General features: G+C 65.3%; 12 protein-coding genes. 1 reads left to right on the forward strand and 11 read right to left on the reverse strand.

Translation table 11 applies throughout. The annotated features are described in order from the left end of the window. From ABS769_RS10525 to ABS769_RS10575, 11 genes are all read right to left on the reverse strand, one after another. Positions 1-1,770 carry an ABC transporter transmembrane domain-containing protein gene (locus tag ABS769_RS10525; protein WP_006449469.1) on the reverse strand — a complete coding sequence of 590 codons (1,770 nt, stop codon included), beginning with the start codon at positions 1,768-1,770 and terminating at the stop codon, positions 1-3. Continuing rightward, positions 1,767-2,369, reverse strand: a complete 603-nt coding sequence (locus tag ABS769_RS10530) for an IMPACT family protein (protein ID WP_317061654.1) — start codon at positions 2,367-2,369, stop codon at positions 1,767-1,769. The genes ABS769_RS10525 and ABS769_RS10530 overlap by 4 nt, the downstream gene beginning before the upstream one ends. Before the next feature lie 131 nt (positions 2,370-2,500). Then, entirely contained in the window at positions 2,501-3,094 is a 594-nt protein-coding gene (locus ABS769_RS10535) for a TIGR00730 family Rossman fold protein (RefSeq protein WP_006449471.1), read from the reverse strand. Positions 3,095-3,309: 215 nt separating this feature from the next. Beyond that, on the reverse strand, positions 3,310-4,746 hold the full coding sequence (lpdA, locus tag ABS769_RS10540) for a dihydrolipoyl dehydrogenase (RefSeq protein WP_317061653.1): 1,437 nt from the start codon (positions 4,744-4,746) through the stop codon (positions 3,310-3,312). 150 nt (positions 4,747-4,896) lie between these two features. Beyond that, positions 4,897-6,099: a dihydrolipoyllysine-residue succinyltransferase gene (gene sucB / locus ABS769_RS10545; protein WP_317061652.1), complete on the reverse strand. Its 1,203-nt coding sequence runs from the start codon at positions 6,097-6,099 to the stop codon at positions 4,897-4,899. A 42-nt stretch (positions 6,100-6,141) separates the two neighbouring features. Further along, positions 6,142-8,970, reverse strand: a complete 2,829-nt coding sequence (locus ABS769_RS10550) for a 2-oxoglutarate dehydrogenase E1 component (protein ID WP_317061650.1) — start codon at positions 8,968-8,970, stop codon at positions 6,142-6,144. Positions 8,971-9,151: 181 nt separating this feature from the next. After that, on the reverse strand, positions 9,152-10,084 hold the full coding sequence (locus ABS769_RS10555) for a GNAT family N-acetyltransferase (RefSeq protein WP_317061649.1): 933 nt from the start codon (positions 10,082-10,084) through the stop codon (positions 9,152-9,154). Beyond that, the gene (locus tag ABS769_RS10560; protein ID WP_317061648.1) at positions 10,081-11,592 is read right to left on the reverse strand and encodes a cupin domain-containing protein; all 1,512 of its coding nucleotides are present in this window, start codon (positions 11,590-11,592) and stop codon (positions 10,081-10,083) included. The genes ABS769_RS10555 and ABS769_RS10560 overlap by 4 nt, the downstream gene beginning before the upstream one ends. Positions 11,593-11,764: 172 nt before the next feature. Further along, positions 11,765-12,370 carry a DUF3060 domain-containing protein gene (locus tag ABS769_RS10565; RefSeq protein WP_317061647.1) on the reverse strand — a complete coding sequence of 202 codons (606 nt, stop codon included), beginning with the start codon at positions 12,368-12,370 and terminating at the stop codon, positions 11,765-11,767. A gap of 78 nt (positions 12,371-12,448) precedes the next feature. Further along, on the reverse strand, positions 12,449-13,816 hold the full coding sequence (gene purB, locus ABS769_RS10570) for an adenylosuccinate lyase (protein WP_317061646.1): 1,368 nt from the start codon (positions 13,814-13,816) through the stop codon (positions 12,449-12,451). A gap of 36 nt (positions 13,817-13,852) precedes the next feature. Further along, the gene (locus ABS769_RS10575) at positions 13,853-15,199 is read right to left on the reverse strand and encodes a hemolysin family protein (RefSeq protein WP_317061645.1); all 1,347 of its coding nucleotides are present in this window, start codon (positions 15,197-15,199) and stop codon (positions 13,853-13,855) included. A 266-nt stretch (positions 15,200-15,465) separates the two neighbouring features. Here ABS769_RS10575 and ABS769_RS10580 point away from each other — a divergent pair, with 266 nt between their 5' ends. After that, on the forward strand, positions 15,466-16,872 hold the full coding sequence (locus tag ABS769_RS10580; protein ID WP_317061644.1) for a class II fumarate hydratase: 1,407 nt from the start codon (positions 15,466-15,468) through the stop codon (positions 16,870-16,872). Positions 16,873-16,989 lie beyond the last annotated feature (117 nt).

A 16,989-nucleotide genomic window follows, 5' to 3' on the forward strand; every position in this document is an offset into this window, starting at 1 on the left:
TCACTGATCGATGAACTGCAGCCGCGCCAGCTCTGCATACAGGCCGCCTTCGGCAATCAATTGCGCATGCGTGCCCTGCGCAACGATGCGGCCGGCATCCATCACCACGATGCGGTCGGCCTTGAGCACGGTGGCCAGGCGATGGGCGATGACCAGCGTGGTGCGGCCTTCCATCAGCCGGTCCAGCGCCTGCTGCACGGCACGCTCGCTCTGCGCGTCCAGTGCACTGGTGGCCTCGTCCAGCAGCAGAATCGGCGCGTCCTTGAGCAATGCACGCGCGATCGCCACACGCTGCTGCTGGCCGCCGGACAGGCGTGCGCCGCGTTCGCCCAGTTCGCTGGCATAGCCCTGGGGCAGGGCGCGGATGAAGACATCGGCTTCGGCGGCAACGGCAGCGGCTTCCACTTGCGCATCGCTCGCTTCCAGGCGCCCATAACGGATGTTGTCGGCGGCGCTGGCGGCAAACAACGTGGGTTGCTGCGGCACCAAGGCAATGCGTTCGCGCAGCAGCACTGGATCGGTGTCGCGCAGATCCACATCGTCGATGCGCAGCTTGCCGCTGACCGGGTCGTGGAAACGCAGCAACATCGACAGCACCGTGCTCTTGCCGGCGCCGGAGGGCCCGACCAGCGCCACGGTTTCGCCCGGAAGGACATGCAGATCGAAGTGATCCAGGGCAGGCGCATCGGGGCGCTGCGGATAATGAAACACCACCTGATCGAAATGGATCGCACCGCGCAGCGGCTGCGGCAATGGCTGCGGCGTGGCCGGCGCGACGATGGCCGGTTGCTCGTCGAGCAATTCGCCAACGCGGCCCATGCCGCCGGCCGCACGCTGCAATTCGTTCCAGACCTCGGCCAATGCGCCGACCGAACCACCGCCGATCAACGCGTACAACACGAATTGGCCCAGCGTGCCGGGCGTCATGCGCCCGCCGATCACATCGTGCGCACCCAGCCACAGCACCCCGACGATCGCGCCGAAGATCAGCATGATCGCCACCGCAGTGACGGTGGCCTGGGTACGGATGCGCAGCCGCGCGGTTTCGATTGCCGCCAACAAGGCCTGGCTGAAACGGTGGCTTTCGTAGCCCTCGCGCGCATGTGCCTGCACGGTGCGCACCGCGCCCAGCGTTTCGGCGGCCAGCGTGTTGGCGTCGGCCACACGGTCCTGGCTCGCGCGCGAGATCTTCTGCAGGCGGCGTGCGCCCAGCACGATCGGCAGCACCGCCAGCGGGATGCCGATCAGCGTGAACCCGGCCAGCCGCGGGCTGGTGACGAACAGCATCACCATGCTGCCGATCACCGTCACCGAGCTGCGCAATGCCACCGACATGGTGGTGCCGATCACCCCGCGCAGCAGCTCGCTGTCGGCCGACAGGCGCGAGACCAGCTCGCCGCTGCGGCTGCGATCGTGAAAGCCGGCGTCCAGCCCGATCAGATGCGCGTACAACCGGCCACGCAGATCGGCGACGACTTTTTCGCCCAGCAACGCAACGAAGTAAAAGCGCGCGGCCGTGGCCAGTGCCAGCACCACCGCCACTGCAAACAACAGCGCGAAGGCCTGATTGATCTGCGAACCGCCGGAGAAACCGTGGTCGATCATCTGCTTGACCGCTGCCGGCAGGCTCAGCGTGGCGGCCGAAGACACTGCCAGCGCGATCAACCAGGCGGCGAACAACCCGCGCTGGCGTTGTACGAACGGCCACAAGGTGCGCAGGCTGCCGAGCTTCCGCAATGGGTTGGGCCTGGCGGCGGCTGGCTGATTCATGCGGCTTCCGGTGTTGAGAGGTGGACACGGTTGCGAGTGGCGTCGCACAGACGGGTTTTCAAGCCGGCCAGTTGATCGGCAGGCAATTGCACGCGTAGCGCGGCGCCATTGGCGTCGAAATGTTCATCCAGCTTGTCGGCACGGAACGCGCTGAGTGCGGCATGCACCAGGCCCAGGTCGTCGAACTGGCACTGCAGGTCGAGCAGCGACAACGCGATCAATGGCTGTCGTGTCGCCAGCCGCAGGCATTCGGCCGCCGCGCCGCCGTAGGCACGTACCAGCCCACCGGCGCCCAACTTGATGCCGCCGTACCAACGCGTGACCACCACCACCACGCGATCAAAGCCCTGGCCATCAATGGCGGCCAGGATCGGCCGCCCGGCAGTGCCGCTGGGCTCGCCGTCGTCGCTGGAGCGGTACTCCTGCCCAAACCGGTACGCCCAGCAGTTGTGGGTGGCATCTGCAACAGACACGCGCTGCACGATCTCCAGCGCATGCGCGGGAGCGTCCAATGCAGCAGCGTTGGCCAGAAAGCGACTGTGCTTGATGTCCAGGCTGTGGTGCGCGTCAGCGGCGAGGGTATCGAGCATCGTCGCCATTCTATGCGAGCCGGTGATGCCTATCGCTGCGGCCAGTGTGACTACGGTTGCAAGCTGGCAGCTTGCGCGCACATGCGGTTGCACGGCGCACCTCGTGCAACCCGATCACATCGGTCAAGGACAGCAGTCGATTATACCAGTGTGGAGCGGCGCTTCTCGTCGATCCACTTGGATGCCTGCGCCGGCGTGTAGTGCTGCATCCACTCCAGCATCTGCGCCAGATCGTTGCCGTACCACAGGTCGGTGCGCTGGTCCGGATGCAGGAAGCGCTCTTCGACCATGCGATCGATCATGCCGATCAGCGGTGCGTAAAAGCCCTCGATATCCAGGAATGCGCAGGGTTTGTTGCCGATGCCCAACTGGCGCCAGGTCAGCATCTCGAAGATCTCTTCCATGGTGCCGAAGCCGCCGGGCAGGGCGACGAAGGCATCGGACAGCTCGAACATGCGCATCTTGCGCTCATGCATGGAGCCGACGATTTCCAGCGTGGTCAGCCCGCGATGGGCCACTTCCCAGTCGGCCAGCTGCTGCGGAATCACCCCGGTGACTTCGCCGCCCGCCGCCAGCACCGCATTGGCCACCGTGCCCATCAAGCCGACGTTGCCGCCGCCATAGACCAGCCGCAAGCCCTGCTCGGCGATGCGCTGACCCAGCGCGGTGGCACGCTCGGCGTAGGCGGGTTTGTTGCCCGCATTGGAACCGCAGTAGACGCAGATGGATTTCATGGGATTCGGGAGTTGGGATTGGGGATTGGTAAAACGCAGGCGGTGCTGATTGCACATGGTGCTGTCGGCAGAGCCCGCGCTGATGTGTCTGAAGTTCTTGCCAGGCTTGAAAAACATAACGCCGGGTTTTCACCCGGCGCCATGTCATTGCCGGAAGGGTGTCAGGACCGGGAGCCGCCGTTGCGAATCCCCAATCCCGAATCCACCACTCCCGATCAGTTCGCCTTATGAATCGCGCGCTTGCTCACTGCCATTGCGGCATCGTGGATCGCTTCGGACAGCGTCGGATGCGCGTGGCAGATGCGGGCCAGATCGTCGGCCGAGCCGTTGAATTCCATCGTCAGCACACCTTCGTGCACCAGTTCGGACACGCCCACGCCCACCAGGTGCATGCCCAGCACGCGGTCGGTTTCGGCATCGGCGATCACCTTGACGAAGCCGGCCGGCTCGCCCATGGCCACCGCACGGCCGATCGCCGCGAACGGGAAGCTGCCGGCCTTATAGGCGACGCCTTCGGCCTTCAACTGCTGCTCGGTCTTGCCGACCCAGGCAATCTCCGGCTCGGTGTAGATGACCCACGGAATGGTGTCGAAGTTGACGTGGCCCGGCAGGCCAGCGATCAGTTCGGCCACCGCAATGCCTTCCTCGAAGCCCTTGTGCGCCAGCATCGGGCCGCGCACGCAGTCGCCGACCGCCCACACGCCATCCACACCGGTGTGGCAATGCCCGTCCACTTCGATCTGGCCACGCTCGTTGAGCTTGACGCCGGTACCGTCGGCCAGCAGGTTCTTGGTTGCGGCCTTGCGGCCCACGGCCACCAGCAACTTGTCCACGGTGAGGGTCTGTTCGCCAGCGCCGTCGGTGTAGCTGACCACCACCTGCTTGGCATCGCCGCTGCCTGTGATCTCGGTCTTGCTGACCTTGGCACCGAGCTTGATGTCCAGGCCCTGCTTCTTGAATTCCTTCAGCGCGGTCTTTGCCACTTCGGCATCGGCCAGGGCAAGGAAGTCCGGCAGCGCTTCGAGGATGGTGACCTCGGCGCCCAGACGCTTCCACACGCTGCCCAGTTCCAGGCCGATCACGCCGGCGCCGATCACGGCCATGCGCTTGGGCACGGCGGTGAAATCCAGGCCGCCGACGTTGTCGACGATGGTGTCGCCTTCGAACTTGGCGAACGGCAGCTCGATCGACTCCGAGCCCGGCGCCAGGATCACATTGGTGCCCTTGAGCTCGATCTCGCCGCCTTCGTGCTGGGCGACCTTGACGATGTTGCCCGGCAGCAGCTGGCCGAAGCCGTAGTACGGGGTGATCTTGTTCGCCTTGAACAGCATCGCGATGCCGCCGGTGAACTGCTTCACGATCTTGTCCTTGCGGCCGATCATGGTGGGCACGTCCATCTTGGCGTCGTTGAAGCTGATACCGTGGTCGCCGAACAGATGGCCCATGTTCCAGAACTGGCGCGAGGAATCCAGCAGCGCCTTGGACGGAATGCAGCCCACGCGCAGGCAGGTCCCGCCCAGGGCGGGCTTGCCGTCCTTGCCGAGTGCCGCGTCGATGCAGGCGACCTTCATGCCCAGCTGGGCCGCGCGGATGGCGGCGTGATAACCGGCCGGACCGGCACCGATGACGACGACGTCGAATTGTTCGCTCATTTCATTTGCTCACGGGAATGGGGAATAGGGAATGGGGAATCGCAAGAGCGCATGCGTGCGCCTGCCGCGTCCCATCCAGGTCCAGGCGGGAATGGAGCGGTCTATGGGCGCTTGTCCCATTCCCGAATCTCCATTCCCGATTCCCGGCTCTTACAGGCCGAACAACATCCGGCCCGGGTTTTCCAGCTGGTTCTTGATGTCCACCAGGAACTGCACCGAATCCTTGCCGTCGATGATGCGGTGGTCGTAGGACAGCGCCAGATACATCATCGGCGCGATCACGACCTGGCCGTTCTCGGCGATCGGACGTTCCTTGATCGCGTGCATGCCCAGGATGGCGCTCTGCGGCGGGTTGATGATCGGGGTGGACAGCAGCGAGCCGAAGGTGCCGCCGTTGGTGATGGTGAAGGTACCGCCCTGCAGGTCGTCCAGGCCCAGCTTGCCCGCGCGCGCCTTGGCGGCGTAGTCGGCGATGCCCTGTTCGACTTCAGCGAACGACTGGCGCTCGACGTTACGCAGCACCGGCGTGACCAGGCCCTTTTCGGTCGATACCGCGATCGAGATGTCGCTGTAGCCGTGATAGATGATGTCGTCGCCGTCGATCGAGGCATTGACCAGCGGGAAGCGCTGCAGCGCGTTGGCAGCGGCCTTGACGAAGAAGCTCATGAAACCGAGCTTGATGCCGTGCGCCTTCTGGAATTCGTCCTGCAGTTCCTTGCGCGCGGCCGACACCTTGGCGAGATTGACCTCGTTGAAGGTGGTCAGCATCGCGGTGGAGTTCTTGGACTCCATCAGGCGCTTGGCGATGGTCTTGCGCACGCGGGTCATCGCCACGCGCTCTTCCGGACGGGCGCCAGAGGCCTTGCCCACGCCGCCGGCCTTGGCAAAGTTGACGATGTCTTCCTTGGTCACCGCGCCGCGACGGCCGGTGCCGTCGACCTGCGCCGGGTCCACGCCCTGGGTGATCGCAGCAAAACGCGCACCCGGCGGCAGTGCGTCGGCAGACGACTTGGAAGCAGGCGCGGGTGCGGCGGCAGCTGCCGGAGCGGCGGCCGGCGCAGCAGCGGCAGGTGCCTCGGCCTTCTTCTCGTCGGCCGGTGCGGCCGCAGCCACAGCGCCTTCTTCGATGATCGCCAGGATCTGGTTGCTGGTGACCGTGCTGCCGGCTTCGAACTTGATTTCCTTCAGCACGCCGTCGACGGGCGAAGGAACTTCCAACACGACCTTGTCGGTTTCCAGGTCGACCAGATTCTCGTCGCGCTTGACCGCTTCGCCGGCCTTCTTGTGCCAGCTGGCGATGGTGGCGTCGGAAACGGATTCGGGCAGTACCGGAACTTTGACTTCGGTGGCCATTCGGGGAGCGTCCTAGTGTGTGCGTTCTTTGGGGAAGAGGAGTTATTCAGCGACTTGGTCGTTGAACGGATTGAGGAGCGCATCGGCGACCAGCTTCTGCTGTTCGACGATGTGGTCGGCCATGTGGCCGGCGGCAGGCGAGGGCGAGCGGGCACGGCCGGCGTAATGCAGGCTCTGAGCGCCGGTCAGGCAGAAGTTCAGATGGTGGCGAATCTGGTACCACGCACCCTGGTTCTGCGGTTCTTCCTGACACCACACCACATCGGTGGCGTTGGCATAGGCCTTGAGCTCGGCGGCCAGCTGCGCACGCGGGAACGGATACAACTGCTCCACGCGCAGGATGGCGACGTCGTCCTGGCCGCGCTTGGTCTGGTCTTCGAGCAGGTCGTAATAGACCTTGCCCGAGCACAGCACCACGCGCTTGACCTTGCCGGCATCGGCCTTGGCATCGGGGATCAGATGCTGGAATTTGCCCTCGGCCAGTTCTTCCAGGCTCGATACCGCCAGCTTGTGGCGCAGCAACGACTTGGGCGTCATCACCACCAGCGGCTTGCGGGTGGTCATGCGCATCTGGCGGCGGATCATGTGGAAGCACTGCGCTGGCGTGGTCGGCACGCAGACCAGCATGTTCTCCAGCGCGCACAACTGCAGGAAGCGCTCCAGACGCGCGGAGCTGTGCTCCGGACCCTGGCCTTCATAGCCGTGCGGCAGGAACAGCGACAGGCCCGCGATGCGGCCCCACTTTGCTTCGCCAGCAGCGATGAACTGGTCGATCACCACCTGCGCGCCGTTGGCGAAGTCACCGAACTGGGCTTCCCAGATGCACAGCGCATTCGGGTCGGTGGTGGAGTAGCCGTATTCGAAGCCCATCACCGCTTCTTCGCTGAGCAGCGAGTCGATGATGGTGGCGTCTTCGGGGTTCTGCACCAGCTGGCGCAGCGGCAGGTAATAACTGTCGGTCTTCTGGTCATGCAGGATCGCGTGACGGTGGAAGAACGTGCCGCGACCGGCGTCCTGGCCGACCAGGCGCAGCTTGTGGCCTTCGGCCAGCAAGGTGGCATAGGCCAGGTTTTCGGCAAAGCCCCAGTCGCCGGCCTGCTCGCCGGCCGCCATCTTGACGCGGTCGTCGTAGATCTTGCCGACGCGCGCATGCAGCTCGACGCCTTCCGGAATCGTGGTGATCAGCTTGGCCAGACGGTCCAGCTGCTCGCGCTTGACGCGGGTGTCGACCGGATCGGCAGCGGTGCCAACCAGATACTTGGACCAGTCGATGGCGAATTCGTCCGGCTTGCGCGTCGCCAGTTCGGTGGTGTATTCGCCCGAATCGAGCTTGTTGCGGTAGCCGTCGACCAGCGCCTTGGCCTCGTCGGCGCTCAGCACGCCATCGCTTTCCAGCTTGTTGGCATATAGCTCGCGGGTGGTCTTGTGCTTGCGGATGGTCTGGTACATCACCGGCTGGGTCGCTGCCGGTTCGTCGGCCTCGTTATGGCCCCAGCGGCGGTAGCAGACCAGGTCGATGACCACGTCCTTCTTGAACTGCTGGCGGAACTCATAGGCCAGCTTGGACACGAACATCACCGCGTCCGGGTCGTCGCCATTTACATGGAAGACCGGCGCGCCGATCATCTTGGCCACGTCGGTGCAGTACAGCGTGGAACGGGCGTCGTCGCGGGCGCTGGTGGTGAAGCCGATCTGGTTGTTGATGACGATGTGCACGGTGCCGCCAACGGCGAAACCGCGCGCCTGCGACATCTGGAACAACTCCATCACCACGCCCTGGCCGGCGAATGCGGCATCGCCGTGGATCAGGATCGGCAGCACGGTCTTGCGCTCGGCATCGCCGAAGCGCTCCTGACGCGAACGCACGCTACCGACCACGACCGGGTCGACGATTTCCAGATGCGAGGGGTTGAACGCCAGCGCCAGATGCACCTGCTTGTCGGTGCCAACGGCGATGTCGGCCGAAAAGCCCATGTGGTACTTGACGTCGCCGGTGTGCGCGCGGTCGTCGTGGGCGTGCTCGAACTTGCCTTCGAACTCGTCGAACAGCTTGCGCGGGTTCTTGCCCAGCGTATTGACCAGCACGTTGAGGCGGCCGCGGTGGGCCATGCCGATCACGATGTCCTTGACCTGATCGTTGCCGGACTGGCGAATGATCTCGTCCATCATCGGGATCAGCGCATCGCCGCCTTCCAGCGAGAAGCGCTTCTGACCGACGTACTTGGTGTGCAGGTAGCGCTCCAGGCCTTCGGCGGCGGTGAGCCGCTCCAGCGTGCGCTTGCGGCTGGCCGCGTCGCCGGCGATCTTGCCGCCGGCATCTTCCAGGCGCTTGTAGATCCACTGGCGCTGGTCGAATTCCTGGATGTGCATGAATTCCGCGCCAATGGTGCTGGCGTAGGTCGCCTTCAGGCGGGCCAGCAGGTCCTTCAGCTTCATCCGCGGCTGACCACCGACACCGCCGGTGCTGAACTCGCTGTCCATATCGGCCTGCGACAGGCTGTGGAACGGCAGATCCAGATCGGGCGGATTGACCGGCGGGGTGAGGCCAAGCGGGTCGAGCTGCGCGCCGAGGTGACCACGCGCACGGTAGGCAGTGATCAGGCGGCCGACGTTGCGCTCGCGCTCGTCACTGGCACCCACGCCGGTTCCGGCATTGGCTGCCTGCTTGGAGGCAGTGAGGATGTGGGCGATGGCGGCCGAGTGCGGCACATCCCCGGCATCGCGACCTTTGAAGTCGTCGAAATAGCTCTTCCACTTCGGATCGACACTGTCCGGGGCGACGAGGTACTGCTCGTACAGATCCTCGATATAGGCGGCGTTGCCGCCGGCGAGCTGCGATGACTGTGCGAACTGCTTTAGGAGATTATCCACGATGGTAAGTCGGGTCTGCTGTGAGGGATGATTGTGCGGAAGCGGCAGGGCAAGATGCCCTATCGGTCGGTGTCAAATCTCGAAAAATTATACCCCCTTGCGCTAATGACAGGGCGTCTGCGAGCTGACCGGACGGGTAGGTCGACCGGCCTCGCACCTACGTGCGAAGGGCGCTGCGGCGTCAGATGCCGAGCGCGCGCGGTTCGCTCCAAAGCGCGCTGCGCTCCCATATCTGCGCGAATTCGCGCTCCAGCTGACGACTGCGCGCGGCGCCCGAGAGCCAGGTTTCGCCGTCATCGAAGCGGTGGCCTGTTGGACGAAAGTAGTAGGCGTCATCGCCCACCACATAGGCCGATGCATAGCTGCCATCGACCGGATCGCTGACCGCGCGGAAGCGAAACACGCTGGGCAGGCGCTGGGCCAGGCGCAGCATTGCGCTGCCACTGGCGTTGGCGCTTGCGGTGTCCTGCACCAGCACGTGCACGCGTTTGTCATGCCGGGCGGTGGCGAAGCGACGCAGCGCATCGAGTGCGGCAGCGTTGTCGAACAGCGGCGGATCCAGTGCGCGCGTATAGATCAGCACCTGGCGGCGCGCCGCGCACAGCAGGCCAGTGGTGGCAGCCAGGGCCGCGCTCAGATGCTCGACTGCCATCGGGCCGTCGAGGCGGCGGTGCAGGGCAGTGCCTGCTGCGCCCTCCGTATCGAAGGCGCGATCAGGACGAAATTCGGGGGGTGCTTCGGGCAGAAAGCCGAGGCGTGCGAACACCGCTTCGGCATGTGCGTTGACGTGTGCGCTCAGGCTGGGCCAGCCGCGTTGGCGGGCGGTGTCCACTGCGGCGGCGAGCAATTGGTCGGCAATGCCACGGCGGCGCCAGTCGGGGAGCACGCCGAGCCGGTCGATGCGTCGGTCGGGTGTGAGCCGCACCGCGGCGATCAGCTGGCCGTCGTCGGTGCGCATGGCCAATTGCAGGCTGAGGGGATCGAGTGCATCCCATTCGGCATCGCTGGTGGTGCCAGCGGTGCCGGTGGTGCACGCCAGGCGCAGCGCACGCAGGGCCGCGGCGTCGAGCGCCGGATCCAGCGAGACGGTCTGCGGCCTGGCGTGGTGGTTCATGCGCGCTTGGGCGACGCGTCGGTGTCGCCAGCGTCGTCGCCAGCGTCCGATGCGTCGGCGTCGTCGCTGTCGTCGTTCTGAGCGGCGTCTTCGCCTTGCCCGGCGTCACCGGCTTCGGCCGGGCCGTCCGCGGCGTCTGCGACCTGCTCGACGTCGGCCTCGGCGTCGATCTCCTCGTCCGCATCCTGCGTGTCGGTCTCGGCATCGTCGTGGTCGGCCGACAGGCTCAGTGCGTGTGCCTGGTCGTCGTCGATGTCCTCGAAGTCGTCGTCGTTCTCCTCGTGGGCACGCTGGTAATGGCCCTGCGCCAGCAGTTCCAGCACCACCTCGCGGCCGCGCACCGACAACTGCGCATACAGCGCGCCGTCGATTTCATCGGCGGCAGCCAGGCGCGCGGCGTCCTTGGCCGACAACGCAAATTCCAGCCCGCTGCAGAACAGCGTGGCGCCACGCTTGGCACGCCGCCAGGCCAGTCGCGACCATGGATGGCGATGCAGCAACACGCCTTCTTCCAGGGCCTGCTCGACCGCCTCGCGCGGGATGGGTTCTGGCGCCGGCACCACGTCGCCGGAGGCGCGGTAAGTGGTCATGAAGCGGCCGAACCAGTCGCCCAGGCGATCCGGGTCGTTCATGCGCAGCGCGTTGAGCGCTTCGACCACGCGGTTCATCGCGGTGACGTCGATCTCGTACGGATCGGTGGGCACCTTGAGGTCTGCGTCCTGATAGCGCACGGCCTCGTCGGCGTCGGCGATCAAGGTGTCCAGATAGTCGCCGATCAGCTCGGCCGAGGACGGCGCGCGGGTGCCAATGGAGAAGGTCAGGCAGGCGTCTTCGGCCACGCCGTGGTGCGGCACCAGCGGCGGCAGGTACAGCATATCGCCCGGGCCCAGTACCCAGTCGTGGGTGGGCTTGAAGGTGCTGAGCAGCTTGAGCTCGACATCGTCGCGGAACGCCAGCGGCGCGGCCTTGCGGCCCAGTTGCGCACGCGCGTCGATCTGCCAGCGGCGGTGGCCCTGGCCCTGCAGCAGGAACACGTCGTAATGGTCGACATGCGCACCGACCGAGCCACCGGTGGCGGCGAAGCTGATCATGATGTCGTCGATACGCCAGCGCGGCAGGAAGTGGAACTGCTCCAGCAAGGCGCGCACATCGGCGTCCCACTTGTCCACGTCCTGCACCAGCAAGGTCCAGTCGTGATCGGGCAGGCCCGGGAAGTCGGTTTCCTGGAACGGGCCGGTGCGCACATTCCAGTCGTCGGTGGCGCGGTCGTGGCTGATCAGTCGCGCCAGCACGCCGTCTTCGCAGGCCAGGCCGGCCAGATCTTCGGGCTGCAGCGGCGACTGGAAGTCCGGGAACGCGTTACGGATCAACAGCGGGTGCTTGTGCCAGTAGTTGCGCAGGAAGCGCTCGACCGGCATGCCCAGCGGCTGGTCGCGGTTGGCATGGATCTCGAAAGGCAGCGGCGCGCCCTTTCTGGCGACGGTCTTTTTTGCGGCGGTCTTTTTCATGGTGTGACGGGTCCGACTGGGAAAAGCCGGCGCTGTGCGGCCGGCGAAGTGGCCTATTGTCGCCCAGCCCGCTACGCGATGCCTTGCTGGCGTGTTGCACTAAGGTGTCAGTGCAGTCACGGCCACGCGGGGCATCGCCGGAACGTGCTGGTTGCTGGCGGGTATCGGCGGTTTAGCGGGTGGAAATCTGGTTGTCGCTGCCGTAGTCGTTGACCACGGCGGTGCCGGACTGCTGGGTGATGCGGTTGCCACGGCCGTGCAGCGTGGCTGTAGCGATCGCCTGTGCCTGTACCTGATTGTCGTCGCCAGGCACCCGCAGCGTGTCGATGCGTCCGGCCTTGAGTGTGGATTTGCGGCCGAATAGCTCGACGGTCTTGGCATCGCTGGCCAGGGTGATCTGGGCAGCCTCGCCAACGATGCGCACCGCTTCGGCGCGCTCGATTTGGACGATCGCATGCTCACCCAGCACCGCGATCGTGCCGCAATCGCCCTTGAAGGTCAGATCGGCGTTCTGTCCGGTCAGGTCGACGTTATGCCCGTCGCAGCTGACCGTGCCGCTGGTCGAGGTGACCATCAGCGTCGGCCGCTCGCCCGTGCTGGCGACCTGGGTGGCGCCGTCCATGCTCGGGACCGATGGCACGGAAGGCACCGATGGCACCGGTGCGGTCGACGTGGTGGCCGGCGCTTGCGGCGCGGCGGCGGCAGACTCGGGAGCGGCCTGCTTTCCGCAGGCCACCAACGCGAGCAGGGACACATACAGCAGCGAGCGCAATGCCATGGCAATACTCCTGACAGCTGGATACAACGCAATGATGCGGGTCGCCGCAATGCGGCCAGATCGGGTGCGGCAGTCAGGTCAGATGGCGCGCGCCAGTTGCTCGGCCAGGCCGGTATAGGCGCCCGGGGTCAACGCGCGCAGGCGCTGCTTGTCTTCTTCGGGCAACTGCAGGCTTTCCACAAACGCCTGCATCGAGGCGGCGGTGATGCCCTGGCCGCGGGTCAGTGCCTTCAATTGTTCGTACGGATTGGGCAGGCCGTGGCGGCGCATCACCGTCTGCACGGCTTCGGCCAGCACTTCCCAGGCGGCGTCCAGATCGGCGTTCAAACGCTCGGGATTGACGGTCAGCTTGCCCAGGCCCTTGGCCAGCGAATCCAGCGCGACCTGGGTGTGGCCGAACGCTGTGCCGAGTGCGCGCAGCACGGTGGAATCGGTGAGGTCGCGCTGCCAGCGGCTGATCGGCAGCTTGGCGGAAAAGTGCTCGAACAGTGCATTGGCAATACCGAAATTGCCTTCGGCATTTTCGAAGTCGATCGGGTTGACCTTGTGCGGCATCGTCGAGGAACCGACTTCGCCTTCCTTGAGTTTCTGCTTGAAGTAGCCCAGCGAGATGTAGCCCCAGATGTCGCGCGACAGATCGATCAGGATGGTGTTGACGCGGCGGCTGGCGTCGCCGATTTCGGCCACGTTGTCGTGCGGCTCGATCTGGGTGGTGTAGGGGTTGAACACCAGGCCCAGGCTTTCGACGAAGCGCTGCGCGAATGCGGCCCAATCCAGGTCCGGATACGACACCAGGTGTGCGTTGTAATTGCCCACCGCGCCATTGATCTTGCCGGTCAGTTCTACCGCGGCGATCTGCTTGCGCTGGCGCTCCAGGCGCGCGACCACGTTGGCGATTTCCTTGCCCAGCGTGGTGGGCGAGGCGGTCTGGCCATGCGTGCGCGACAGCATCGGCTGGCCGGCCTGGGCATGGGCGAGGCTGCGCAGGCTGGCAGTGATGCCGTCCAGCGTCGGCAGCAGCACCTCGCGGCGCGCCTGGTCCAACATCAGGCCGTAGCTGAGGTTGTTGATGTCCTCGCTGGTGCAGGCGAAATGCACGAACTCCAGCGCCGGGCCCAGCTCGGCATCGTCCTTGAGCTGTTCCTTGATGAAGTATTCCACCGCCTTGACGTCATGGTTGGTGGTGCGCTCGATCTGCTTGACGCGTGCGGCATCGCTCACGCTGAAGTCGTCGGCCAGGCGGCGCAGGGTCTGCGTGGCAGCGGCCGAGAACGGCGCCAGTTCGGTGATGCCCGGCTCGGCGGCCAGTGCCAGCAGCCATTCGATCTCGACCTTGACCCGCGCCTTGATCAGGCCGTATTCGGAAAAGATCGGGCGCAGCGCATCCACCTTGGAGGCGTAACGGCCGTCGAGCGGGGACAGGGCGAGCAGGGCGGAATCCGACATGGGCAGGGCACTGGGAGGCTGGCGGGGGTGGGTATTCTACGCCGCCCCGGCGCTCGCTTCGCCGATCGGGCGGACGGTGATCGCCTGGATCCGGTGCCCGTCCATACGCCGCACGGTCAGCGCGTGGCCGTCCAGCTGCAGGGTTTCGCCTTCTTCCGGCAGCCGCTGCAGCCTGTGCACGATCAGCCCGCCGACCGAATTGACGTGGTCCGGCGCGCTCAGATCCCGGCCGAGCAGGCGTTCCAGGCGGAAGATCGAGGTGCTGCCGGCCACCAGCAGCGAGCCGTCCTGGCTGCGGATCGGCGCATCGCGCACCACGTGGCGATGCTCGTCCTCGATCTCGCCGACCATCACTTCCAGCAGGTCTTCCAGGGTGAAGAAGCCCAGGATGCGGCCCTGGTCCTCCACGCACAGCGCCAGATGGGTGGCGCCGGTGCGGAACTGCTCCAGCGCACTGGGGATCGGGGTTTCCAGGGTCAGCAGGGTAGCCGGACGCAGCAGCGGGCGCAGATCGTCCAGGGCCTGGCCGCGCGCCATCGCCACCAGCAGGTCCTTGGTATGCAGGATACCCAGTACCTGCTCGCCCTCGGCATCGAACCACGGGTAGCGGCTATAGCGCGACTCGCTGAACTCGGCCAGCACCGATTCCAGCGTCATGCCTTCGCGCAGGCTGCGCATGTGCTCGCGCGGGCGCATCAGGTCGCCGGCGACCAGGTCGGGCAATTCCAGCGCATGGCTCATCAAGGCCAGCCCGTGATCGGGCGTGGCAGCGTTGGGATCCTGGCGGCCGACGATGAGCATCAGTTCCTCGCGCGAATAGCGATGCGAGTGATGTTCCACCTCGCCCCAGCCGAGCACCCGCAGCAACCGATTGGCGCTGGTATTGAGCACCCAGATCGCCGGATACATGGCCCAGTAAAAGACGTATAGCGGTGCGGCGGTCCACAGCGACATCAGCTCCGGGCGGCGAATGGCCATGGTCTTGGGCGCCAGTTCGCCCAGCACGATGTGCAGGAACGAAATCAGGCTGAAGGCAATGGCCAATGCGGTGAATTGCGCCGCTTCCGGCGACAGACCGAGCAGGTCGAACAGCGGCTGTAGCAGATGCGCAAACGCAGGTTCGCCGACCCAGCCCAAGCCGAGCGAGGCCAAGGTAATACCCAGCTGGCAGGCCGACAGATACGCATCCAGATGCGCATGCACCCCGAGCAGCAAACGCCCGCGCCAGCCGTTGTTTTGCGCCAGGCCCACCGCCTGGGTATGGCGTAGTTTGACCAGCGCAAATTCGGCGGCGACGAAGAAGCCGTTCAACAGCACCAGCAGCAAGGCGACCAACAGCAGCAGCACATTACCGAGCATGGCGTACGCCTGCGTGCTGTGCATCGGCGATAGGTCTATGCGCTATCTGCTGCGCGTAAGCGATGCTGCGGTGTTCAGAAGAGAAAGACGCAGGTGCTGTGTTTCTACAGTCAGGGTCGTCGCCCATGGCGGCGTGGTACCTCGTATTGATCGATGGGCAGTCTAGCCCACGGCTTGCGACGACATGGTCGCAACGCTGCGAGCGAGTATCGTAGGCAGCCTCGCCAGCCCGGGTACGCCCGCTGCCAGCCTTCCTTGACCACAAATCCAACGATGTGCGGAGAGTGCAGATGAGCGAACGTTTCAGAACCGAACACGACAGCATGGGCGAATTGCAGGTACCTGCCGATGCATTGTGGGGCGCGCAGACCCAGCGTGCCGTGCAGAATTTTCCGGTATCGGGTCAGCCGATGCCGCGTGGTTTCATCCGCGCGCTGGGCTTGATCAAGGCCGCCGCCGCCGGTGTCAATGCCGAACTGGGATTGCTGCCCAAGTCGATCGCCAAGACGGTGCAGGACGCCGCCTTGCAGGTGGCCGAGGGCACCTTCGATGCGCAGTTTCCGATCGATGTCTATCAGACCGGCTCGGGCACCTCATCCAACATGAATGCCAACGAGGTCATTGCGACGCTGGCCACGCGTGCCGGCAAGGACGCGGTGCATCCCAACGATCACGTCAATCTCGGGCAGAGTTCCAATGATGTGGTGCCCACGGCAATCCGCGTCTCTGCGTTGCTGGCGGTGCAAGAGCATCTGCAGCCGGCGCTCAAGCATCTGCGCAAGACCATCGACAAGCGTGCCAAGGGCCTGGACAAGATCGTCAAGACCGGGCGCACGCATCTGATGGATGCGATGCCGCTGACCTTCGGCCAGGAATTCGGTGCATGGTCGGCGCAGCTGAGTTCGGCGCAGGAGCGCATCGACGACGCACTCAAGCGTTTGCGACGTCTGCCGCTGGGCGGTACTGCGATCGGCACCGGCATCAATGCCGATCCGCGTTTCGGCGGCAAGGTGGCCAAGGCCTTGTCGAATTTGAGCAAGTTCAAGTTCGAGAGTGCGGACAACAAGTTCGAAGGCCTGGCCGCGCAGGACGATGCGGTGGAACTGTCCGGTCAGCTCAATGCGCTGGCGGTGGCCTTGATCAAGATCGCCAATGATCTGCGCTGGATGAATGCCGGCCCGTTGGCGGGGCTTGGCGAGATCGAATTGCCGGCGCTGCAGCCGGGTAGCTCGATCATGCCGGGCAAGGTCAACCCGGTGATTCCCGAAGCCACCGTGATGGCCTGCGCGCAGGTCATCGGCCACCACACCGCGATCACCGTGGCCGGGCAGACCGGCAACTTCCAGTTGAATGTGACCCTGCCGCTGATCGCCTACAACCTGCTGGATTCGATCACCCTGCTGGGCAATGTGTCGCGTCTGCTGGCCGATACCGCAATCGCCGGGCTGAAGGTGCGTCAGGAGCGCGTGCGCGAGGCGCTGGATCGCAATCCGATCCTGGTCACTGCGCTCAACCCGATCATCGGCTACGAGAAGGCCGCCGCAATCGCCAAGCGTGCCTACAAGGAGCAGCGCCCGGTGCTTGACGTGGCCCTGGAGGACAGCGGGCTCAGCGAAGCGGATCTGCGGCGTTTGCTGGATCCGGCCGCGCTGACGCGTGGCGGTATCCAGGCCGGCAGCACTGGCGGCGGTGGCTGATCACTGCTGCGTGTGTGTAGGAGCGCACTTGTGCGCGATGGGGACTTCCCGATGAAGCCACATCGCGCACAAGTGCGCTCCTACGCAAGGTTCTTGCCAATCTACGGCCTTCGCGCA

Origin of the sequence: Xanthomonas hortorum (assembly GCF_040279205.1) — a bacterium.
GTDB classification, from domain to species: Bacteria; Pseudomonadota; Gammaproteobacteria; order Xanthomonadales; family Xanthomonadaceae; genus Xanthomonas; species Xanthomonas hortorum_F.

Coding starts and splice junctions, on each gene's coding strand:
- ABS769_RS10525 (WP_006449469.1), bottom strand. CDS start 1,770: ATGAATCAGCCAGCCGCCGCCAGGCCCAACCCATTGCGGAAGCTCGGC.
- ABS769_RS10530 (WP_317061654.1), bottom strand. CDS start 2,369: ATGGCGACGATGCTCGATACCCTCGCCGCTGACGCGCACCACAGCCTG.
- ABS769_RS10535 (WP_006449471.1), bottom strand. CDS start 3,094: ATGAAATCCATCTGCGTCTACTGCGGTTCCAATGCGGGCAACAAACCC.
- lpdA (WP_317061653.1), bottom strand. CDS start 4,746: ATGAGCGAACAATTCGACGTCGTCGTCATCGGTGCCGGTCCGGCCGGT.
- sucB (WP_317061652.1), bottom strand. CDS start 6,099: ATGGCCACCGAAGTCAAAGTTCCGGTACTGCCCGAATCCGTTTCCGAC.
- ABS769_RS10555 (WP_317061649.1), bottom strand. CDS start 10,084: ATGAACCACCACGCCAGGCCGCAGACCGTCTCGCTGGATCCGGCGCTC.
- ABS769_RS10560 (WP_317061648.1), bottom strand. CDS start 11,592: ATGAAAAAGACCGCCGCAAAAAAGACCGTCGCCAGAAAGGGCGCGCCG.
- ABS769_RS10565 (WP_317061647.1), bottom strand. CDS start 12,370: ATGGCATTGCGCTCGCTGCTGTATGTGTCCCTGCTCGCGTTGGTGGCC.
- purB (WP_317061646.1), bottom strand. CDS start 13,816: ATGTCGGATTCCGCCCTGCTCGCCCTGTCCCCGCTCGACGGCCGTTAC.
- ABS769_RS10575 (WP_317061645.1), bottom strand. CDS start 15,199: ATGCACAGCACGCAGGCGTACGCCATGCTCGGTAATGTGCTGCTGCTG.
- ABS769_RS10580 (WP_317061644.1), top strand. CDS start 15,466: ATGAGCGAACGTTTCAGAACCGAACACGACAGCATGGGCGAATTGCAG.